Origin of the sequence: Psychrobacter sp. ASPA161_9 (genome assembly GCF_051970275.1) — a bacterium.
Taxonomy (GTDB): domain Bacteria; phylum Pseudomonadota; class Gammaproteobacteria; order Pseudomonadales; family Moraxellaceae; genus Psychrobacter.
On sequence record NZ_JBEFNI010000004.1, the window covers coordinates 51,647 to 73,423 of the forward strand.

Consider the following 21,777-nt stretch of genomic DNA (forward strand, 5'->3'; position numbering starts at 1 on the left):
TAAGCTAATGACTAAGCCAATTCGATAGCTACAGCTACTGCTTCACCGCCACCGATACATAAGGTTGCAATGCCTTTCTTGCCGCCAGTACGCTGTAACGAGTTGATAAGCGTTACTAAAATACGCGCGCCTGAGCAACCTACAGGGTGACCTAGTGCACAAGCACCACCTTCGATATTGACTTTGGCATGATCGATATTTAACGCATCCATAGTCGCCATCGTAACCATAGCAAAAGCTTCGTTGATTTCCCAAAGATCGACATCTTCAACTTTCCACTCTGCATTAGCCAATACTTTTTCGATAGCACCAATCGGGGCAATCGTAAACTCACTTGGATGACGTGAGTTAGAAGCAGTAGCAATGATACGAGCTTGGTAATCTAAACCTTCAGACTTCGCTTGTGACTCTTTCATCATAACGACTGCAGCTGCACCGTCTGAGATTGAGCTGGCATTAGCGGCAGTGATAGTACCTTCTTTAGCAAAGGCAGGACGTAACGTAGGAATACGCTCAGCGTTTGCAAGACCTGGTTCTTCGTCATTCTCAACCGTCTGTTCGCCTTTACGAGTCTCAAAAGTGACCGGCTCAATCTCGTTTTTGAAATGCCCGTCTTTGATAGCAGTCAATGCACGGTTTAGCGATTCGATAGCAAACTCGTCCATTTGCTCACGCGTATAGCCTTTTTCGTCAGCCATTTCTTGTGCAAACTGACCCATTAGGCGACCAGTTTCTGCATCTTCTAAGCCGTCTAAAAACATATGGTCTTTAACTTCTTTGTGACCCATACGGTATCCGCCACGTGATCCTGGCATGATATAAGGTGCATTGGTCATCGACTCCATACCACCAGCGACAGCGACATTGAAGCTGCCAGCTTTAATACCATCATGCGCTTGCATAACAGCTTTTAGACCTGAACCACAAAGCTTATTAATTGTGACTGCACCAGTCGCATCAGGCAAGCCTGCTTTACGCATCGCTTGACGAGCAGGGCCTTGACCTAAACCAGCGGTCAAGATACAACCCATAATGACTTCGTCAACACTATCAGTGCTCACGCCTGAACGCTCAACAGCCGCTTTGATTGCAGCAGCGCCTAAATCTGTAGCACTAACGTCTTTTAGAGCGCCTTGAAAGCTACCCATTGGCGTACGAGCACCGTTGATAATTACAATTGCATCGTTAGACATCGTTATTCTACCTTGTTTGCTTATTTTGAATTAAAACTCAGCGTTTTAGATTAACACTGTGCCTCACTAATTGTTAATGAAGAATCATTGTTATAATGCGTACTAATAAATCAAAATTCAAGTGGTGGCTTTAATTAACAATCAACTATACAGGTTTATTGTGCCAGTTCATTTAAACGAATACGCACAACCTTGTCAGTGACCGCAGCAAGCTTTTCAATCTTGGCAATGGCTAGATTCATTTGGCTTTCAACTACTGGTAGCGTCAAGATAATGACAGGTACTTGGCCGAGTTTGTGCGCAGGCTTTTGTAAAATAGCATCAATGTTGATACCAGCATCACTCAAGATACGTGTGATATCTGCTAACACGCCTGGATTATCATAAGCATGCACACGCAAATAGTAGCCAGTCGTCATCTGTTCTGCACGTAATATTGGCGTGTCAGAGAGTTGCTCAGGCATAAAGGCTAAGTGTGGTACATGATGACTACGTTGGCTATGATCGTTTGTACCCAACACGCGTACAAGATCCATAACATCTGCCATCACTGCTGAGGCAGTTGCGCCTGCACCTGCGCCATCACCGCAATAAAGCGTTTGCCCAAGTGGATGCGAATTAACCAATACAGCGTTCTTTACGCCATTGACATTGGCAAGTAAAGCGTCTTGCGGGATAAGCGTCGGATGTACACGTAGCTCAATACCAGCACTGCCTTGTTGCCCATCTTCACTATTTCTACGAACGGCAAAGCCTAAATGCTTGATACGATAACCTAGCTCTTCAGCATAGTTTACGTCTTGTAAGGTGATACCAGTAATACCTTCACAATATACCTTGTCAAACTGTAGCGGAATACCAAAAGCGATAGAGGCGAGTAGTGCAAGCTTGTGCGCAGCATCAATACCTTCGACATCAAATGTCGGGTCAGCTTCTGCATAACCAAGCTCTTGTGCTTCTACTAAGACGTCTTCAAATGGACGGCCTTTATCACGCATTTCAGTCATGATAAAGTTGCCCGTACCATTAATAATGCCAGCCAGCCAATCGATTTTATTGGCTGCAAGCGCTTCACGCATGACTTTAATAATAGGAATACCACCTGCCACTGCTGCTTCATAAGCCACATGCACATCATGTGCTTCGGCTAAAGCGAATATCTCATTACCATGTTCAGCAAGTAAGGCTTTATTGGCGGTCACTACATGCTTACCATTTTTGATAGCATGCATAATAATGTCTTTGGCCAAAGTTGTGCCACCAATCACTTCGATGACAATATCAACGTTATCACTAGCAGCTATCGCCATTAAGTCGTCATTTTGGATAATGCTAGGATCAATATCATCACGCTGACGTCGCGTACCGACTTCAGTAATAATAATTTCGCGTCCGCTGCGACGCTTAAGCTCGGCTAAATTGTCATTAATTAGATTGACCACGCCAGTACCGACGGTACCTAGGCCAAGTATCGCTAGTTTGATGGATTTACTCACAGTATCCTCAGAAAATTAGATGATTGAATAGAAAATAGATGTCGTTTCGCTGGTGTTAGCTTTAGTGATATCGCCATATGTATGTGGCGCTTCACCGTATCATACCGACAAGCAGTTGCTGCGTCTACCCAAACTGACTGCCACCAAAGTCAACAATATCAGGGCAAACGACTAGCTTGCATCAATCGCTGTTTGTGCCAATTGCGCGGCTGGTAAATAACCACCGATTTGTTGTCCAGACTCGGTAAAGATGGCAGGCGTACCGCGTACGCCAAGACGTGCCCCAAGTGCTATTTGCTCTTGTACTGGACTGTCACAGCTAGGGCCTGATAAATTGGCGCCTGACTTAGCCTGATTCATCGCGGCAACACGATCTTCGCTACACCAGATTGCTTCCATTTTTGGAATACTTCCTTCACTACGAGGCCATGCTAAATAGCGTACTTCAATCCCTAAGGCATTAATCTCGTCCATTTCTGAATGTAGCTTAGTGCAATAAGGGCAGTCAGCATCGGTAAAGGAGTAGACAATTGATTTAGTTTCGCCTTTCGCAGGATAAATAATCATGTCTTTTTTATCGACAGCTTTAAGAGCATCTTGCGCTGTGCGAGCAACTAATGTGCCACTAATATCAACAGGCTCTCCTTGGCCAACAGAGATGATTTGCCCTTGGATAATGTGCTTGCCTGATTTATCAGTAAAAAATGCTGGCAATCCTTCAGCGGTCACCCAGTAAATACCCTCCATATCTGTCGCTACTGCTGAGATAATTTTTTCTTCAATACCAGACGCTTTTAGGTTTGCCTGTAATGATTTGACGACCGACTGGTCACTATTGGCATCAGCAGCAGGTTTAGAAGAGCTGGTAGCACTACTTGCTTTGGTACTACTTACCGCAGTAGTTTTGCTAGTTGCATCAGCAGTGTTGTTTGAGCAACCTGTCGCGACAACTACCAATAGTGCGCTTATTATGGCTTGTGACAGCTTGTGACGAGCAAGAGTATTCGCAGGTTTTGCAATGGTAGATATAAAGGGTAAGGACATACGGCATTTCCTATAGGCAGGCGCGCTTAATCACGATTTGAGCATTAAAGTTTATATTAAAAAGGGCGTTATGAGATGTTTAATACATGAGAAATTAAGTATATAACCTCTAAGATATAACACGCTAATCATTACAATGGATTATTATCATTTTGATTATAAAGTAAAAATAAGTCATAACATAAATAGTAATAAAGTGCCATATACTAACATATTTTTATAAATGACAGCCAAAACCAAAATTTAGCTAACTAATAATTTGGTTAGAGATAAACAAAAAAGTAATATAAGCTACATTCCTACTATTTCATATATCGCAGTAGCTAAGTAGGCTACAGTAAATATTATTAACTAATATTAGCAATTACCTTAGTTGCTACTTATCATTGTTATTTATCACTTATTTATTAGTGTTGATGACTATTATAAGAAGCAACTTTCATACCCATTCAATATTTAAGCGATTTTACGCTAAGGAGAGAGCATGGCAGGTGCCAGTTTATTAACCCTACTCGATGATATCAGTGTGATATTAGATGATGTTTCAGTTATGACCAAGGTGGCAGCCAAAAAAACTGCTGGCGTGTTGGGTGATGACCTCGCGCTTAACGCTGAACAAGTCACAGGTGTCAAAGCAAATCGAGAACTACCAGTCGTTTGGGCAGTAGCGAAAGGTTCATTTGTTAATAAACTTATTTTAGTACCAGCTGCGCTACTTATTAGTGCTGTCTATCCGCCGTTAATCACATTTCTATTGATGTGTGGCGGGTTATTTTTGGTTTATGAAGGTGCTGAGAAAGTTATACATCGGTTTTGGCCGCATGCCTTGCCGCATGATGAGGAACAGAATGCGCGCCGGCAGGCCAATGCTGATGAAACAGTGGATTTGGTAGCGTTTGAAAAAGAAAAAATCAAAGGCGCTATACGTACTGATTTTATTTTGTCAGCAGAGATTATTGTGATTGCACTAGGCTCGACGGCGAGCGCCACACTATTAGAACGTAGTCTTGTGCTTTCTATTCTAGCGATTGGTATTACCGTCGGTATTTACGGCTTAGTTGCTGGTATTGTCAAAATAGATGATGCAGGTTTACATTTAATGGAACAAGAAAGTAGTTTTAAACAAAAACTAGGTAAAGTGATGTTTGCTGCTGCGCCTAAACTGATGAAATTCTTATCTATCGCTGGCACGTTAGCGATGTTCTTAGTCGGTGGTGGCATCTTAGTTCATGGCATTAGCTTTTTGCAACATGGAGTAGAGGACTTAGCAGATTTAACAGGTATCTTTGAAAGTGTGACTACTACGCTATTAAATGGTTTGATTGGCTTCATCATTGGTGCTGTCGTTGTTGGTATTTTTACTATCGTTGGTAAATTACGCGGTAACAACGGAGCTTCGGCCCATTAATAATATTTATCTACTACAGTGCCAGAATTTATCATGTTGTAGGGTTCATAATCTTTTGACTTATTCCTTAATACTTTATTAAATGAGTCGGAAAAGCGTTAGATATAGGTTATAAAAATCTAAAAAAAAGCCCCAAAGTTATGAGTAGCTTTGGGGCTTTTTCTATGGTTAAGTATAAGATGGCTATGAAAGTCATCTTATATTAATGCTAATAATTAACTTTCGCTATCTGAATTATCATTTTCTGATTTCTCAGCTTGTGTTGGCTTCACGTGGTCAGTCTTTGGTTTACGACTGCGTGCTTTTGGAACCTTTGGCGTGGTCAAATTAAACATGCCAGTTTGTGGCAGCAGCTGCTCAGCGACACTTTCAATCATATTTTTATAACTGGCAATAGTCGTCTTAGATTTACCGGCTTGACTGTCCTCTTTGATAGAGTCAGTAAGCTCAACAGCCTTGTTTTCTTCTAGCATTTGATCAGCTTTTAGTAATTGCTCACTTTCAGTACTGATATCGTCTGCTTGTACCTCACTGGTCAATGCTGCTGCTTCAGTTTCATGAGCATCAATTTGACCATTGTCAGCTTGAATAGCCTCATTCTCAGTTTCAGCAGTTTCAGCAGTTTCAGCAGTTTCAGATGGAGCATCGTTGACAGTCTCAGCCATTTCAGACGTCTCAGCAGCATTAATCTCTACTATCTCTTGAGATTGAGTATCTGATTTTGGCTCCACAAGCGACTCATCAGGAACGTTCAATGTCGCCTGCTTTGGTTCGTCAGCATGATAATCAGGATGCTGTCCACGTGGGTCATTGCTAGCACGCTTGCCAATAGCACGTGGTGCAACCTCTGTTTTACCTTGCGCTGCTGCAAACTGACTGACTGCTTGGGTCATCGCATCAAAGCGAGTCAAGTAATCAGCATCTAGAGGCTGATAACCATAGTTGCTAAAGTCAAAAGTTTTATCATTAACACTATCAACGTCACCAACTTCAACAGCAGCAGGTTTGGCTTGCTGAGTATGCGCCTCAATAGCATCAATGAAGCAACTAATCACCCCATTATCCGCTAAGCGGCTTTGTGCATCTGCTAACGTCGCATGAATGAACTCACCAACAGTACCGCGAATAGTAGTCGGTACGGTGCTTGCTACAGTGCTTGCTTTAGCATCTGACTCAGCTACTGGTGCTGACTGCTGACGACGTACTACACGAGGATCATTGCTTGCTTGCCCGAATTTCTGAGCGGCCACATAACGTGTAGCAAATAATGCATCATGAGTAAGCGTGAGTACAGCGCCATTCTTTGTCTTGCTGTTGTCTACCTCACTATTACTGTTTACATCACTATTAGTGTCTGCATTGCTATTATTTGCAGTGCTACTTTTAGTGCTGCTAGTTGCTTCAACTTCACTATTATCGTCAGATTGCTGAGCATCGACTGACGCTTTTGTCGTATCTGCTTTAACCGTTTCTGACGCTTGTGCTGACTCTTTCACCGATTCTGTAGCGATTGTTTTAGCATCAGAGACTTTTTCACTCTGCTCAACCGATGATTTATTGTCCTCAGTTGGCTTTGCTTTGTGCTCGTTACTCTGTTGTTTTTCGTCGGCTAAGCGTTCAGTCGATTCGGTTTTAACCGTGTCGGTATCTGTGCTCTCAACCTTTTTGGTTACTGTCTCTTTCGACTTATCGTCATCACGTGGTGTAGCCGTTAGGTCTTTATCATCGACAGCTACATTAGGCTCAGCTTCTTGCATATCCGTAGGTTTATGCGCCGTTTGTCCAGACTTGCTATCATCTAAAGACAGATGTACCACTTCTGATGCTTTAAGCTTAGTTGGCGCTTCGTTGACCTGTAATATGACTTCGTTAGGATCTTGGTTGCGTCGAGCACTTGCCTGCGACTTACCGTTCGTAGCTGATTGTTGATTGCTTTGCTTCGCATTATTGTCAGCTGTTAAGGTCTCACCACGTTCAAGCTTACCACGTGAGTTACGCTGACTATGTGGTTTGCGCTTCGTACGAGATTGCTCTTCAGTGGCAGTATCGTCCTGACTTTCGCTATCATTACGATTATGCTGGCGATTGTCCTGACGGCTATCTTGACGGTTGTCTTGGCGATTACGATTACGATCGTTACCGCGTTTATTGTCGTGCTCACGCTTATTTTGTGTATCAGACTGAGTGCTGTCATTTGTACTGTCTGTGCTGTTATCTACACTATCATTATCATTGTCATCGCGTTGTTCTTTTCTTTGACGCGGTTTAGATGATCTTGATTTGCGTGGCTTACGCTTTCTTCTGTCGTCGCCATTGCTGTCTTTATTATCGTCGCCATTATCACTGTCATTGTCAGCACTGCCTCTTGACTGCTGAGTTACAGCTTGAGCATGGTTGTCGTCTTGTGGACGTACGTTTTGCTGATGGCTATCCTGCGTTGATGATGAACGTTGGTTATTATCCAATGCCGTATTATCAACTTGACCGAACGAACCTAAGCTCTGGGCACCAGTATTAACTAACGCTTCAATAGCTTCCGCTGCATCACGACTACTAATACTATTTGCAGTTTGTGCTTGTGGCGCTTGGGCAAACAGATTAGATAACCAAGCGACAGCTTTTGGCTGCGCAGCAGGTACAGACTGAGTGGCTACAGGATTAGGGGTCGTTTGGTTTTTTAGCGGAACGTTATTTGTAGCAGCACGCGTTGAAGAGACTTGGATGCTTTCATTGTTGCTTTGGCTATTATTGTTATTTTGATTACGATTATTACTATGGCTAGCTGCGCTCTTTGTTTCAGTGCTTGAGCTAGAGTTTTGGTTGTTACTCTGGCCACTAGCTGCTGGCTGTGAGCGGCCGCTATTTTGATTGTTCGAGCGATCGTCTGTTTGACTGCCTTGATTGTCAGCTGTCTTACGTGGCTGACGAGTAGGTTGCTGCTCAGGACGTTCTTTTTCCGCAGTCTGCCAATCGACATCGTAACCAAGGTCGCTATGCTCTTGTTGCTGAGTATCTGTAATACGTTCATAGCTTGTCGGTGCAAAACCATCACGGTTGAAGTGTAGTTTAAAGTTAGGCGATTCTAGATGAGCATGCGGCAGGATAGTAATACGTGTGCCGCTGTCTTGTTCGAGATAAACCAAGCTGTCGCGTTTTTCATTCAATAAGAACGCAGCGATATCAGTAGGTACTTCCGCTTGCACTTCGCCTTGACGCTCTTTAAGAGCGATTTGCTCAATTTGACGCATGATAGATAGCGATAGTGAGCGCAGATCACGAATCATACCATTGCCGTGGCAACGTGGGCAGATGTAACCGGTAGACTCTTCTAATGATGGGCGCAGACGTTGACGACTCATCTCCATCAAACCAAATTTGGATATTTCACCAAACTGGACACGGGCACGGTCATATTTGGTCGCATCAACTAGACGCTTTTCGACTTCTTTTTGATGCTTATTGTCATTCATGTCAATAAAATCAATGACAATCAAGCCACCCATATCACGTAGGCGTAACTGACGCGCAATCTCATCGGCTGCTTCTAAATTGGTATGATACGCGGTCTCAGCGACGTCTGAACCTTTGGTAGACTTAGCGGAGTTAATGTCAATTGAAACTAAGGCCTCAGTTTGGTCGATGACAATAGAGCCGCCAGATGGCAAACGTACTTCACGCTGATAGGCTGTCTCAATCTGCTTTTCAATATTAAAACGCGCAAACATAGGCTCGTAGTCCGTATATTTACGGAGTTTGTCTGCTTGTGTTGGCATGACTGCATCAATAAATCCTGCCGCTTCAATGTAAGCGTTTTCGTTATCGATCCAAATCTCAGCGATATCATCACGTAGATAATCACGTACTGCACGTGTGACAACGCCTGCTTCTTGATGAACTAAGCGCGGTGAAGGGTACTTTTGGTTTTGTTCTTGGATAGCTTGCCAGATGTTAAGCAGATGGTTGAGATCGTGTTGCAAATCTTCCTGGGTCTTGCCAATACCTGCAGTACGAATGATAACACTCATGCCTTTAGGTAAATCAAGATTGCTCAGCATACGCTTCATATCTTCGCGTAGTTTGCCAGAGATTTGACGTGAGATACCACCACCACGAGGGTTATTTGGCATCAATACAAGATAGCGACCAGCCAATGATACATAAGTCGATAGGGCAGCGCCTTTATTGCCGCGCTCTTCTTTTTCGACTTGGACGATTAGCTCATCGCCTTCTTTGATAAGTTTTTTGATATTTTCATCACGTGGATTGCCGCTAAGGTATTCGGCAGAAATCTCACGAATAGGCAAAAACCCTTGACGCTGTGAACCGTATTCAACGAATACTGCTTCAAGCGACGGCTCGACACGGGTCACATGACCTTTATAAATGTTGGATTTTTTTTGCTCGCGGGTACGGTTTTCTAAATCGAAATCGTAGAGATGGTTGCCTTTACATAAGGCGACACGAATTTCTTCGTTTTGAGTGGCGTTAATCAGAATGCGTTTCATACTATTATCCTATGAGTACACAGGACAACGACAAGAAAGACTTTTATATTAAATGATTCTGAACTTAAAACTCTAATGTTAAGCGGCTTTTATGATGAAAAGCATTAACGGTTTATTCAGACTGTCAATTGGACAGCAATCAATATAAAAATAATCAAAGTAGAGTAGCAGTGGCAAGTGACGCTAATATTGAGATTAGCTGAAAATACAAGATATCAGTTGAGCACAAAGCTCGGATAATATTGAATAAATAAAAGGATTGAATTAAGTGGCGGTCAAATGACAGACTATCTATCAATTGCTTGCGACTGACTCAAAACTTACTAACTGTGTTTAAGCATACTAAAATGATTGTTCTAAATAATCTGGATACAGAGTGTAAGGCTGTAACGTTATCTACTGTAATACTTTAACTGCTATCAATGATTGCGCCTAAAGTATTAACCCCTAATGCTAATTGTTTTGTATAGGCTCAGAGGACTGACTATTAACACATTGTCATCGTAAGCTTTATAAAAGTTATTAACATCTAAAGTGGTGAAGTGCGTTTAATATACTTTGTAAGGGTTTATTAAAGCGCCTGCCACGTGGTCACAATTAATTCGCCATTCTGTTTATTTTCTAAACTTTAAATTCGGCAAACCTCTTAATATTAGCTCAAATCAATTCAATTATTTTATCTATTATTTTATAACATCTATGTATTTTGGTGTCTTAGGTTATGAGTGCCACTGCGCTGTTATTCAGCGGGGCGTACTTGGCAAACAGAATAGGTAACCGGCTCATCAGCTCGGTAGGGTATACATTCTATGTGATATCTATTATATCTGTTTGACCGCCAATATTCAGGCAGCTCTAAACTCTTAACTTTGGACTACCATCACTTACTCAGCTGCGCTTGCCTACATGATTACAAATCAAGTCGTGGTCGTGCGCTAAATGAGTAGTTGTGTGTTGCTATCGCTTGATAAATGGACATGTTTGTCAGTATTATCAATACGATTATGTTTGGTATAAATACCATTTATTGGGCACTATGCTATGTATTACTAGGCATGTTGCTCTAAAAATTAGATGATGCGTGCAAAATTAGCGTGATTGACAACGGGTGCCTCGTTACTAGCAAGTAATAAAGATGGCGATAAGTTGTTCAGGACAATGGTTATTATTGCCACAGCCTCTGCTTAATTGGCGCTCAACATGCTAAACTATAACAAATCTTTCTGTAAATACCTAACTAAAAATGACAAATTCAAAAATGACTGACGACGCGCCCATCCATGAAGCCCCTGCTATCTTTAATAGCAAAACTCGTCCGCAAAGCGCTGATGATGAGATTAGTAACTTCGGAAAGGTTAATTACCTTGAAGTAACACGCCATCAGCACGACCAACGCTTGGATAATTTTTTGTTAAACCGCCTAAAGGGTTTGCCAAAATCTCATATCTACAAAATGATTCGCTCAGATGAAGTTCGAGTGAACAATAAGCGTTGTAAAGCGCATGATAGAGTGGAGCGTGATGATGTAGTACGCATTGCACCTGTACAGCTAGCGACTCGTGAGAAACCGATTATCAGTGCTGAGTTTGCTAAAAGCCTGCTAGAACGTGTAGTTTACGAAGACGATGGATTGCTAGTGCTCAATAAGCCGTCTGGCATCGCGGTGCATGGTGGTAGCGGTCTTGATTTTGGTGTTATTGAAGCCATGCGTGAAGTGACTGGTAAAAAATATCTAGAGCTGATCCATCGTATCGATAAAGATACTTCAGGGCTGCTAATGATTTCTAAAAAGCGCTCAGCACTGAAAGTATTACAGCAGCATCTAGTAGATAAGACCATCCAAAAGCACTATCTATGTCTCGCTAAAGGGCAGCCTACGCTCAATGAGCAGCGCATTGATGCAGCATTACTACGTTATACACTTGCTAGCGGTGAGCGCCGCGTCAAAGTGGATGCCCAAGATCCACAAGCTAAAGAAAGCCAAACTGATATTGTTGTACATAGCCGTTTTATGCTTGCCGGTCAGCCGGTGAGCTTGATTGAAGCTAAGCCATTAACAGGGCGCACGCATCAAATTAGGGTACATTTAGCTCATATCGGTCATGCTATCTTGGGTGATGATAAGTATCATGTACATGACAAATCAGGCGTTCATCGTCTGTGTCTACATGCGTGGCGCTTAGATATTCCGGGTTATAAAACCATTACCGCACCGCTACCAGACGATATGGCAGATTGGTTGCCAGAGGATACCAAATTACCTGAATAATATTCAAGCGTTCGCCTTTAAGTTCAATTTAATTATTAAACGCTAAAAAACGTCACAATAACTTATTTATTTTCATCAAATAAGCTAGCGTGACGTTTTAGTATCTGTAACTCAGTATGTCCAATAGTTATTGCCATTCGCTAAGGTAAAGTCATGAGTAAAAAATTTAATCACAACTTGGCAGATAAGAGCCTAGTTATTTTTGATTGGGATGGTACTTTGATGGATTCAATCGGTTTAATCGTTGAGTCGATGCATGTGGCTGGAGAGGAACATGGTTTTCAGACAAATGATAAAGAGGTGAAGGATATTATCGGTCTTAGCTTAATGAATGGTATTGAAATTTTATACCCGCAGGCAAACGATGTGCAAAGGCTGGCCATTCAACAGAGTTATGCTGATTACTATATTCCTAATAGTCATCGCACGCCATTTTTCACTCCTATAGAAGACATGTTGCAAACGTTGCAACAGCAGGGTCGTAAGCTTGCTGTAGCAACTGGTAAGAAAAGACGAGGGCTTGATAGAGTACTAGATGCCTCTGATAGTCATCGTTATTTTGAAATAACCCGCTGCGCTGACGAGTCTGGCTCTAAGCCTGATCCGCAAATGCTTACTGATATCTTAAACCACACACAGCAGCAAATATCTGAAGCGGTATTTATTGGTGATAGTATTTACGATATTCAAATGGCAAGTAGCTTAGGGATGACTAGTATTGCGGTAAATTATGGCACTGCAACCAGTATGGAGCTTGCCGCGCAGCAGCCTACTTATCAGGTCGATACGCCAGAAGCATTGGTTGAGCTATTATATGCTTAAATAAAAACCAGCTTAAATAATAAAAAATGATAATAAAAAAAGGGCTTATCTGAACTGACCCCCATAAGTTGGACACAAATTATGGGGGTCGGTTCAACGAGGTTAGCCCTTTTTTTATTAAATACTATGAGATTTATTTGCTTTCTTCTTTAGAGCTATCTCTTTGCTGGACAGCATCTTTTTCGATTGCGTCTTCTAGCTCAGCGCCTTCTAGTAATGCAAAAGAGGACTCGATAATTTTGTCGGCTTCAAGCTGATACTCATACCAGTTGCCCATAACGCCTGCTAATTCATCAAGGCCTTCTTTTCTTAAAGCTGAAAATAACTGGATCGTACAGTTCAAACCCAGTTGTTTCAGTCTTTTACGTGTATTAAGCAAAGCATTTTTAGAGGCACCATACTTCAGCTTATCTGCTTTCGTTAATAAGATATGAACGGGCAGCTCACCCTCTTTTGCCCAACGTAGCATTTGCTCATCAAAGAATTTGAGTGGATGGCGAATGTCGGTCATCAGCACCAAACCTGCAAGGCTTGAGCGCGATACTAAATATTCTTCCAGTTCCACTTGCCATTCTTTTTTCATCTCAAGTGGTACGGCTGCATAGCCATAACCTGGCAAATCGACCAAACGCCTATCGGCATCACCAATATTAAAAAAGTTAATCATCTGCGTACGACCAGGCGTTTTTGATGAGCGTGCAAGTTGGCGCTGATTGGTTAACGCATTAATAGCGGAAGATTTACCCGCATTTGAGCGTCCTGCAAAAGCGACCTCTAATCCAATATCAGGCGGGCAAAGGCGAAAAGTAGGCGCTGACGTCATAAACTCAGTTTGCTGAATGCGATGACGGGCTTTGGTATTAAACGCCGCATGTTCAGCGGCAACATCTTTAAACGGGGTACTCATAAATGACTCATTAACAATCAAAAAGTTTAAAACGGAATTTGGGGTAGTAATGCAAAACAGGCTAAAGAAAAATAAATGATAAGTTGTAAAGGTAATTATATAGGCTTTGGAGTATTTTTTAATATAAATAAGTATCTAAATAAGCTAGTAGCGATACGATGACTTATTCATTGCCTTACTTAGTACTGTCGTTATATTTATAACAGCATAACACTAAAGTGAATTATGGCTTAGCAAAAATTATTGACAGAGTCGTCAAGCGTTACTAATGCTAAACGCGATGACACTATTTTAACTCGACATATATCGTTACAATATAAGATGTAATAGAAGTGCATGATAATGGCAAGAAAAATAAGCGTTCTATTGCAGCTTCCATTAATAATTTTTTTCATCAAACAATTGTAAAAATGAGTATTCCGTAGTTATTTAGACAAAGGGGATATCGTATGCGGTTATTAAATATCAATCTTACTCAAATAGGGCGAGCCTTAGGCGGTAGTGTGGCTGCACTTGTATTAAGTATGGCTATGACAAGTAGTAATGCGGCAGCTGATATTCCGTCAACTTACAAAGACTCATGTGCGGCTTGTCATGACAGTGGCGCATTGAATGCTATCAAGAAAGGCGATAGCGCTCAATGGCAGCAGTTAATCAAGAAAAAAGGTATGCCCGCCCTGATTGACTCTGTAAAAGGGGGTATGATTCAGATGCCAGCAGGCGGATTATGTGATAGCTGTAGTGATGATGATTATCGCAAACTTATTGAATATATGAGTAAGTAAATAAGAGCCCCAGTTAGTCATACGCACGTAAAAAATAGAGCGCACGTTAGGATAACGGATAGCGCTTTTTGTTTTACTAGATATATAGTGAGGTTGTGCTGAGATAAAAACAGTTAGATGCTGTGATTAAGTAGGCAAATCATCTAAAGTCTTGCTATAATAATTGCAAATAAACCCTGATGTTAGTAAGTACTTTCAGGCTGCTTGTTATTAAGACCTCAAATCGTATGAGTTACCTTATCAAACTGTAGGTGTGCTCTTACGGTTTTTTGAGTGTCCTGTTAATACAATCAATCTAGATAATGCTTACGGCGAGTTAGTAGGATCTGTATCAATGAAAAAGTTAATCGCTGCCGCCAGCTTATGTGTTGCAAGTTTCAGCGTACAAGCTGTTATCACTGTTCCTGAATATGACGCTAATGCAGGTAAACAAATTGCAGAAACGGTATGTGCTGCCTGTCACGGTGTTGACGGTGTGAGTGCCATTCCAGCCCAGCCTAATCTTGGCGGTCAAAATGTAAAGTACTTATATAAGCAATTGGTCAACTTCAAGTCAGGGTATCGTAAAAACGGTATTATGCAGTCACAGGTTGCCAATTTGTCCCAGCAAGACCTTGCTAACGTGGCAGGATATTATTCTAGCCAAGCACCTTGGGGTGTAGGTTTTGGTAATCCTGCGACTAACCAAGAAGCGACTAAGCTGTACTTGGGCGGCGACAAATCACGCGGTGTGATTGGCTGTGCTGGTTGTCATGGTCCCGATGCTGCTGGTAATGAGTTTGCCGCTTTCCCACGTTTGGGTGGACAGCATGCTGAATATATCGCTACTCAACTGAAGTTGTTCCGCGCTGCTGGCCGTGTAGATGATATTGCAAGCGATGACCAAAAACGTGTCAATGATGGTGCGAAAGAAGGCGAAATGGGTATGATGCAGACGGTAGCAGCAAGACTGTCAGATCGTGATATTCGTATTTTGTCAGACTATGTTAGCGCCATTCACTAAGCAGCTTTCATTTAGTTATTAAACCCCGTTTTCGGGGTTTTTTTATAGGTGCATATCCCCTATATTATAGAAAATCATACAGCGTCTTATAATTGGCCTGTACTATTACATTTTATTATTATTCACTTTAGATCGTTTGGATTGAGATTATGATGATCCGCTATGCCTCTTATTTTATGGCAGCACTGTTGCCGCTATTGCTATTTCGTTGGTTTGCACCAGCTTCAATTGGTGAGATAGATTTCTGGTTACTCTGGTTATTTGCGATGGTGCTGGTATCATTGCCAGTCATTTATGCAGAGATAGCTTTAGCCTATCGTAGCGTTGAGGCACCCTTAGCGGGCATGCAGAAACTCACTCGTGAGGCTGATGCTAGTCCGTTATGGCGTAGTTTTGGCTGGTTAGCAGCGATAGTAGCGATTATTATTGCTGCCCTCGTTATATCAGGAGCGAGCAGCGCTATATTAGCTGCTTTAATTGATCTTAATAGTGCACCTAACTTACCGAGCTTTGCAGTCGCTGGTGGCTTAATGGTCATTGCATTATTGCTCAGCTTACTCGGTGTCGCACCTTTACCAATAGGTTTGGGTTTGATGGTTGTAGGTTTGATGATGGGATTGGCAGGTGGTCTACCACAAGTTGAATTTGCTATGACTAATATCAGCTTGACTGAATGGGCGCGTGCTGTTGCACTTGCTTTGGTAAGTGTAGGGGCAGGTACGGGGCTGTATTGGTTTGGTCAGCATTTGGTCGCCAAGCAGACGATAACGGCAGTAGAGTCCGGCAATCTAAACGCACCTAGTTCGAATTCTCCTAAAGTTGCTAACGTTTACCGAGCTACTAAATTGGTGCTACCGATTTGGATACTACAGCTGGTTGTTGGGGTTGTAGCATTATTAAGTAGTGGCTTGGCGTTGCCACCCATTGGACAATTATTATACTGGGCTGGAGTATTGTTCGTAGCAAGCTATCTGTTGCATTACAGTGCTCAGCAACTGGCGCATAAATTTGGATTATTGGTCAGCTTGCTTATTACGTTGGTGGTAGGTTTGCTGTTAGTGATAGTGGTACCGACGTCTTGGTTGGTTGGTCTACTGGTTGTGATTAGTAGCGTAGCAGTATTATTGCTATCTGTATTTGCTGGTTGGCGTATGAAGATCAGTCATCTGCGTAAATCTTTAAACTTTGGCAATGAAGCCCTATACAATTTATGGCGAGTAGCTATTCGCCTTGTTGTACCGTTAGCATTGATTTTAGCATTGATAGGTTGGATGATACTGTGGTTGAGTTAACGGAGGCAATATCTAAAATACCACTCATGATAACAGTGCATTTGGCCTATGCTGAGGATATACAACAGCAACATTATATGACGTTGCAAGTGGTTGAGGGTACGACGTTATATGAAGCACTGGAACAGGCTGGCTGGCTGGCTCAGTTTCCTAAGTTGGCGTTGTGGTGTCAGCAGGTGGTAGATATCAAAACACCTGCTGCTAAGCTCTGGCATGTTGGTATTTATGCACAGAAGCAACCTACAAGCTATATACTACAACCATTGGATCGCATTGAGGTATATCGTAGCTTGAGCGCTGATCCAATGTCCCAGCGCAAAAGTAGAGGTAAGAAAAAGTAGCAGCGACCAGTTAAGACTGAGGTAGAGTTTCCATACCTTCAATACGGTTAACAATTCCGTTTGCATCAAAGTAGATAATCAAATGCTGGCTGGCGTTTTTAACATTTGCTATACCTTTACGCTCACCCTCTGTGCCCGCTTGATAGTCATAGATATAATCCCAGCGATTGGGCGCTAATGTATCTTTGATAGCTGGGCTGCCAAGTATATACAGCACTTGGTTTTGATTCATTCCTACTTTTAACTTTTGCGCTTGAGTCTGTGTGATTGGCGTACCTTGCGGCAAATCAATTTTATAGACGCTAAACAATGAGCAACCAGATAGGGCGACAGTGGCGCCAAGAGTTGCTGTAATCATAAGTTTGCGCAGGCTACTGGAGTAGCTAAACGATTGGTGGCGAAGCGGAAGACGGTTTGATAGCTTTATCATGGTAAGATGACTCACAAAAATGGGTTAGGCGCGGCTAGGTGCATTTAGTGCAAGACTTGCCGGCAATCTTGGACAAATGATACGTCATTTACTTGCAATTGCCTACCACTTACGACATTATTTACCAAATGCTACCTGATATACTTAATGATTTATAGTGTTAATTCATAAGCTTATGGTCATACTATCAAGTGACGACAACCTATAATTTAGGTATGTTAGGTTAAATTATCAATATTATTATTTCAAATAGTTGGCAGCTGCTAACCTATCACAATTATTTATAATCTATTTTTGAGTTTTTATTTGCTAAGACTTTAACAGTCAGAAGGGACATTATGGCTTCTTTTACCAATCAAGATTTACGTAAAGCAGGATTAAAAGTAACTTTACCACGTATCAAAATTTTAGAGCTGCTTGAGCGCGCAGAGCTACATCATATGAGTGCAGAAGAGGTATACAAGGCACTAATTGAGCAAGGCGAAGATGTAGGGTTGGCAACAGTATATCGGGTGCTAACACAGTTCGAACAAGCTGGCATCGTTGAGCGTCATAATTTTGAAAATAACTTGTCAGTATTTGAGATTACTCAAGAAGAGCATCATGACCATCTGGTTTGTGATGTTTGTGGCAAGATTATCGAGTTTCATAATGAAGTCATTGAAGAAGAGCAGCTAAAAGTAGCGGCAGAGCACGGCTTCAAACTATCTGGGCATTCGCTAGTGCTATACGGTATTTGTAATAATCAAGAATGTAAAGACAGCGCGAAGTAGTAAATAGCATTAACTATAATAAAAACAGCCCTCAATTTGAGGGCTGTTTTTGGTTTAAGCATTTAGATTTTTAAGCGTTTAGGCTTCTTTAATAAACAACCACTAGCCAATATTTAAAGACAAACCACTAGCATTTTCATCAATATCTTTACTACCGTTTTTACTATTTAATTTGATTTTTAGGCGTAAGTCATTCGGTGAGTCAGCGTGTTTAATCGCATCTTGGTAGGTAATATCACCATTTTCGTACAGATCAAACAGCGCTTGATCAAAGGTTTGCATACCACTATCACGTGAGCGCGTCATGACCTCTTTAATTTCATGTAGCTCACCCTTACGGATATAGTCACTAATTAGCTGCGAGTTCAGTAGAACTTCAATGGCGGCACGGTAGCCTTTACCATCTGGGGTTGGAATGAGCTGTTGAGCAACAATGGCCTGTAAGTTAAGTGATAAATCCATGAATAACTGATTATGACGATCAGCCTCAAAGAAATGAATAATGCGATCAATAGCTTGGTTGGCATTATTTGCATGTAACGTTGCAAAAACTAAATGCCCTGTTTCAGCATATTGAATGGCATAATCCATAACTTCACGATTACGAATCTCGCCGATTAGAATAACGTCAGGGGCTTGGCGCAGAGTGTTTTTTAGACCTGCTTCAAACGATAAAGTATCGACACCAACTTCACGTTGCGTAATAATACAGCCTTTGTGCTCATGTACGAACTCTATCGGATCTTCGATGGTAATAATATGACCATGGGAGTTTTGGTTACGATGACCTATCATTGAAGCAAGCGTTGTCGATTTGCCAGTACCTGTTGCACCTACCAATAAAATAATACCACGCTTTCTCATTGCCAACTCTTTTAGAGAGGGCGGCAAGCGCAGCTCTTCAACCGTTGGTATTTTATTTTCAATCTTTCTTAGAACCATCCCTGCCATATCACGCTGCATAAAAGCACTAACACGAAAGCGTGCTAGCTGCGATTTATCTGAGATGGCAAATTGACATTCGTTAGTGTCTTCAAACTCTTTTTGCTGATTGTAGGTCATAAGGCTTTTGACCAAAAGTAGCGTTTGCTCACCAGTCAATGGCGCCTGTCCCACAGGGCAGATAGTGCCATTTATTTTCATAGAAGGGGCTACGCCAGCTGTAATAAATAGATCAGAGCCGTTCTTTTTAACCATGAGTTGTAGTAGTTTGTCGAAGTCCATATCATATCCAAATTAAAAGTGTGTTATAAGAGAATAAAGTGAAAATATTAACAATATTGTAAAACATATTTGGGTGCCATCAGCACTATATAAACGCTTCAGGCTGCTTAGCATAAGGTCGGGCAACCTCTTTACTAATAGTACCTTTAGTCACTAAGTTTTTGAGCGTTTGATCGAGGGTAATCATGCCGTCACCAGCACCAGTCTGGATAGCGGAATACATCTGGGCAATTTTGTTTTCGCGTATTAGGTTACGAATAGCTGGTGTACCTAACATAATTTCGTGAGCAGCAACACGTCCGCCTGTTTGTTTTGGTAGTAACGTCTGTGAAATAACGGCCTGTAAAGATTCAGATAACATTGCGCGAATCATGTCTTTTTCAGCAGCAGGAAAAACATCAATCACACGGTCAATCGTCTTGGCAGCGGAGCTGGTGTGCAAGGTGCCAAATACTAAGTGACCAGTTTCAGCAGCGGTTAAGGCCAAACGAATAGTTTCAAGGTCACGTAGCTCACCAACCAAGATAACATCTGGATCTTCACGTAGCGCTGAGCGCAATGCAGGCTCAAAACCTAAGGTATCACGGTGAACTTCACGCTGGTTAATGAGGCTTTTTTTGGATTGATGCACAAATTCGATAGGATCTTCAATGGTCAAAATATGCTCTTTACGCGTATCATTGATATAGTCGATCATCGCAGCAAGTGTCGTAGATTTACCAGAACCAGTAGGACCAGTGACAAGAACCACACCGCGTTTGAAGTTCGATACACGCTTAAATACATCTCCCATGCCTAGATCTTCTAAGGTTAGAACTTCTGATGGAATAGTACGGAATACAGCACCTGCACCGCGATTTTGGTTAAAAGCGTTTACCCGAAAGCGAGCTAGATTTGGAATCTCAAAAGAAAAATCCGTCTCAAAGAATTCCTCAAAATCTGCACGCTGTTTATCATTCATGATGTCATAAATTAGCTGATGTACTGCTTGATGACTCATCACTGGCATGTTAATACGGGTAATCTCACCATCGGCTCGAATAACGGCCGGCATTCCAGCTGAGAGATGTAAATCTGACGCTTTATGCTTAACAGTGAATCGCAATAGATCTTCGATGCTTAAATTGCTTTTTTCAGCCATGGTCAAACATTCCTATCAATCAATACAGTAAGTAAAACGAGTAACAAAGTAGCTCTATATCAAAATTATTTTGGCGCTTCCACAACCGTATCAACGTAAAAGTGCTAAGTGGCCGCATTTAATAGAATAAGAATATCGAAGTTACTCTTTTTACAATCAATGCTAATTTTAGCAGCATAAGCTAGGTAAAGTAACAATATAATAACAATAATAGTCAAATTTAATCATAAAAGAAACAGATTAAATGTAAATATAGGCGACCAACGGTTCACTTTCCTAAATTTTTTGATGATTGTGCAGTTTAAGCACTATTTAGTGGATAATATTTTTAATAAAGATGAGAATAATATGAATGACGATATTTTGATTGCCAATTGGCAACAGGTGAATAAACAAGTTAGCGATGCTTGTGTACAAGCAGATAATTTAACAGCAGATCATGAATCATTTGATAAGCTAGAGTCTAGTAGAGTCATATCCAGCAAGGTAAAATTGCTCGCAGTCTCAAAAACCAAACCTGCAAGCATGATTGCGACATTAGCTAAGCGAGGTCAGCGTGACTTTGGTGAAAATTATCTTCAAGAAGCCATTGAAAAGATTAAAGCGTTGCAACAGCAACCCGAAACTGAGCAGATCGTATGGCATTATATTGGGCATATTCAACGTAATAAGACTCGTGATATCGCTGAAAATTTTGATTGGGTACAAACGCTTGAGCGCGACATCATTGCTAAGCGTTTGAATGATCAACGTCCAGAAGGTATGGCGCCACTCAACGTATTAATTCAGCTAAATATAGATGACGAGGACAGTAAATCAGGTTGTCGTCCTGAGGATTTGCCAGACTTAATAGCGGCTATCAAAGAATACGAACGTCTGCAATTGCGAGGCTTAATGATTATTCCTGCCAAAGCTGACACCAATGCCTTTGAGCGCACTAAACAGTTATTTGAAGAGGTAAAGCAAAGACATCCTGACTTACATTCGTGGGATACCCTAAGTATGGGTATGAGTAATGATATGGTTGCCGCCATTGCTAGTGGCTCTACTATGGTACGAGTTGGCACAGCAATATTTGGCGAACGTGAATGAATTAAAGTATCTGCTCATTAGCAATCAGTATGTTAGGCCATTCAGTCCTATA

General features: G+C 41.6%; 17 protein-coding genes. 9 read left to right on the plus strand and 8 right to left on the minus strand.

What is annotated here, in order from left to right; translation table 11 throughout:
* Positions 1 to 11 precede the first annotated feature (11 nt).
* From ACTQ9S_RS06245 to ACTQ9S_RS06255, 3 genes are all read right to left on the minus strand, one after another.
* On the minus strand, positions 12 to 1,193 hold the full coding sequence (locus ACTQ9S_RS06245) for a thiolase family protein (protein WP_440454446.1): 1,182 nt from the start codon (positions 1,191 to 1,193) through the stop codon (positions 12 to 14).
* A gap of 155 nt (positions 1,194 to 1,348) precedes the next feature.
* Complete coding sequence (locus ACTQ9S_RS06250; RefSeq protein ID WP_440454447.1) at positions 1,349 to 2,689, minus strand: homoserine dehydrogenase; 1,341 nt, start codon at positions 2,687 to 2,689, stop codon at positions 1,349 to 1,351.
* 171 nt (positions 2,690 to 2,860) lie between these two features.
* On the minus strand, positions 2,861 to 3,733 hold the full coding sequence (locus ACTQ9S_RS06255; protein ID WP_068034179.1) for a DsbC family protein: 873 nt from the start codon (positions 3,731 to 3,733) through the stop codon (positions 2,861 to 2,863).
* A 484-nt stretch (positions 3,734 to 4,217) separates the two neighbouring features.
* Here ACTQ9S_RS06255 and ACTQ9S_RS06260 point away from each other — a divergent pair, with 484 nt between their 5' ends.
* Complete coding sequence (locus ACTQ9S_RS06260) at positions 4,218 to 5,141, plus strand: DUF808 domain-containing protein (RefSeq protein ID WP_068034182.1); 924 nt, start codon at positions 4,218 to 4,220, stop codon at positions 5,139 to 5,141.
* Between the two features lie 215 nt (positions 5,142 to 5,356).
* On the opposite strand, the gene ACTQ9S_RS06265 is transcribed toward ACTQ9S_RS06260, so the two are convergent.
* The gene (locus ACTQ9S_RS06265; RefSeq protein WP_440454448.1) at positions 5,357 to 9,646 is read right to left on the minus strand and encodes an Rne/Rng family ribonuclease; all 4,290 of its coding nucleotides are present in this window, start codon (positions 9,644 to 9,646) and stop codon (positions 5,357 to 5,359) included.
* 1,258 nt (positions 9,647 to 10,904) lie between these two features.
* Between ACTQ9S_RS06265 and ACTQ9S_RS06270 the strand changes: the two genes are divergently transcribed.
* On the plus strand, positions 10,905 to 11,915 hold the full coding sequence (locus tag ACTQ9S_RS06270) for an RluA family pseudouridine synthase (protein ID WP_440454449.1): 1,011 nt from the start codon (positions 10,905 to 10,907) through the stop codon (positions 11,913 to 11,915).
* Between the two features lie 153 nt (positions 11,916 to 12,068).
* Positions 12,069 to 12,737: an HAD-IA family hydrolase gene (locus ACTQ9S_RS06275; protein ID WP_068325716.1), complete on the plus strand. Its 669-nt coding sequence runs from the start codon at positions 12,069 to 12,071 to the stop codon at positions 12,735 to 12,737.
* Positions 12,738 to 12,870: 133 nt separating this feature from the next.
* Here ACTQ9S_RS06275 and yihA read toward each other — a convergent pair whose 3' ends face one another.
* On the minus strand, positions 12,871 to 13,644 hold the full coding sequence (gene yihA, locus ACTQ9S_RS06280) for a ribosome biogenesis GTP-binding protein YihA/YsxC (RefSeq protein ID WP_068034192.1): 774 nt from the start codon (positions 13,642 to 13,644) through the stop codon (positions 12,871 to 12,873).
* Between the two features lie 449 nt (positions 13,645 to 14,093).
* On the opposite strand from yihA, the gene ACTQ9S_RS06285 reads away from it, so the two are divergent.
* The 4 genes from ACTQ9S_RS06285 to ACTQ9S_RS06300 all read left to right on the plus strand — a co-directional run bounded on the left by ACTQ9S_RS06285 (position 14,094) and on the right by ACTQ9S_RS06300 (position 17,065).
* Positions 14,094 to 14,429 carry a c-type cytochrome gene (locus tag ACTQ9S_RS06285; RefSeq protein WP_068034194.1) on the plus strand — a complete coding sequence of 112 codons (336 nt, stop codon included), beginning with the start codon at positions 14,094 to 14,096 and terminating at the stop codon, positions 14,427 to 14,429.
* A gap of 334 nt (positions 14,430 to 14,763) precedes the next feature.
* The gene (locus ACTQ9S_RS06290; protein ID WP_068034196.1) at positions 14,764 to 15,432 is read left to right on the plus strand and encodes a c-type cytochrome; all 669 of its coding nucleotides are present in this window, start codon (positions 14,764 to 14,766) and stop codon (positions 15,430 to 15,432) included.
* Positions 15,433 to 15,581: 149 nt separating this feature from the next.
* Positions 15,582 to 16,724, plus strand: a complete 1,143-nt coding sequence (locus ACTQ9S_RS06295) for a hypothetical protein (protein ID WP_440454450.1) — start codon at positions 15,582 to 15,584, stop codon at positions 16,722 to 16,724.
* Complete coding sequence (locus tag ACTQ9S_RS06300) at positions 16,712 to 17,065, plus strand: RnfH family protein (protein WP_440454451.1); 354 nt, start codon at positions 16,712 to 16,714, stop codon at positions 17,063 to 17,065. Before ACTQ9S_RS06295 ends, ACTQ9S_RS06300 begins: the two co-directional genes overlap by 13 nt.
* 10 nt (positions 17,066 to 17,075) lie before the next feature.
* On the opposite strand, the gene ACTQ9S_RS06305 is transcribed toward ACTQ9S_RS06300, so the two are convergent.
* Entirely contained in the window at positions 17,076 to 17,510 is a 435-nt protein-coding gene (locus tag ACTQ9S_RS06305; protein WP_082787136.1) for an outer membrane protein assembly factor BamE, read from the minus strand.
* 323 nt (positions 17,511 to 17,833) lie between these two features.
* Between ACTQ9S_RS06305 and fur the strand changes: the two genes are divergently transcribed.
* Positions 17,834 to 18,268 (plus strand): ferric iron uptake transcriptional regulator, encoded by a 435-nt coding sequence (gene fur / locus ACTQ9S_RS06310; protein WP_068034202.1) that lies wholly within the window; start codon positions 17,834 to 17,836, stop codon positions 18,266 to 18,268.
* Positions 18,269 to 18,370: 102 nt separating this feature from the next.
* Here the strand turns inward: fur and ACTQ9S_RS06315 are convergent, their stop codons facing one another.
* Complete coding sequence (locus ACTQ9S_RS06315) at positions 18,371 to 19,492, minus strand: PilT/PilU family type 4a pilus ATPase (protein WP_068034204.1); 1,122 nt, start codon at positions 19,490 to 19,492, stop codon at positions 18,371 to 18,373.
* Between the two features lie 85 nt (positions 19,493 to 19,577).
* On the minus strand, positions 19,578 to 20,633 hold the full coding sequence (locus ACTQ9S_RS06320; RefSeq protein ID WP_440454452.1) for a type IV pilus twitching motility protein PilT: 1,056 nt from the start codon (positions 20,631 to 20,633) through the stop codon (positions 19,578 to 19,580).
* Positions 20,634 to 20,981: 348 nt separating this feature from the next.
* Here ACTQ9S_RS06320 and ACTQ9S_RS06325 point away from each other — a divergent pair, with 348 nt between their 5' ends.
* Positions 20,982 to 21,725: a YggS family pyridoxal phosphate-dependent enzyme gene (locus ACTQ9S_RS06325; protein ID WP_068038889.1), complete on the plus strand. Its 744-nt coding sequence runs from the start codon at positions 20,982 to 20,984 to the stop codon at positions 21,723 to 21,725.
* Positions 21,726 to 21,777 lie beyond the last annotated feature (52 nt).

Coding starts and splice junctions, on each gene's coding strand:
- ACTQ9S_RS06245 (WP_440454446.1), bottom strand. CDS start 1,193: ATGTCTAACGATGCAATTGTAATTATCAACGGTGCTCGTACGCCAATG.
- ACTQ9S_RS06255 (WP_068034179.1), bottom strand. CDS start 3,733: ATGTCCTTACCCTTTATATCTACCATTGCAAAACCTGCGAATACTCTT.
- ACTQ9S_RS06260 (WP_068034182.1), top strand. CDS start 4,218: ATGGCAGGTGCCAGTTTATTAACCCTACTCGATGATATCAGTGTGATA.
- ACTQ9S_RS06265 (WP_440454448.1), bottom strand. CDS start 9,646: ATGAAACGCATTCTGATTAACGCCACTCAAAACGAAGAAATTCGTGTC.
- ACTQ9S_RS06270 (WP_440454449.1), top strand. CDS start 10,905: ATGACTGACGACGCGCCCATCCATGAAGCCCCTGCTATCTTTAATAGC.
- ACTQ9S_RS06275 (WP_068325716.1), top strand. CDS start 12,069: ATGAGTAAAAAATTTAATCACAACTTGGCAGATAAGAGCCTAGTTATT.
- yihA (WP_068034192.1), bottom strand. CDS start 13,644: ATGAGTACCCCGTTTAAAGATGTTGCCGCTGAACATGCGGCGTTTAAT.
- ACTQ9S_RS06285 (WP_068034194.1), top strand. CDS start 14,094: ATGCGGTTATTAAATATCAATCTTACTCAAATAGGGCGAGCCTTAGGC.
- ACTQ9S_RS06290 (WP_068034196.1), top strand. CDS start 14,764: ATGAAAAAGTTAATCGCTGCCGCCAGCTTATGTGTTGCAAGTTTCAGC.
- ACTQ9S_RS06295 (WP_440454450.1), top strand. CDS start 15,582: ATGATGATCCGCTATGCCTCTTATTTTATGGCAGCACTGTTGCCGCTA.
- fur (WP_068034202.1), top strand. CDS start 17,834: ATGGCTTCTTTTACCAATCAAGATTTACGTAAAGCAGGATTAAAAGTA.
- ACTQ9S_RS06315 (WP_068034204.1), bottom strand. CDS start 19,492: ATGGACTTCGACAAACTACTACAACTCATGGTTAAAAAGAACGGCTCT.
- ACTQ9S_RS06320 (WP_440454452.1), bottom strand. CDS start 20,633: ATGGCTGAAAAAAGCAATTTAAGCATCGAAGATCTATTGCGATTCACT.
- ACTQ9S_RS06325 (WP_068038889.1), top strand. CDS start 20,982: ATGAATGACGATATTTTGATTGCCAATTGGCAACAGGTGAATAAACAA.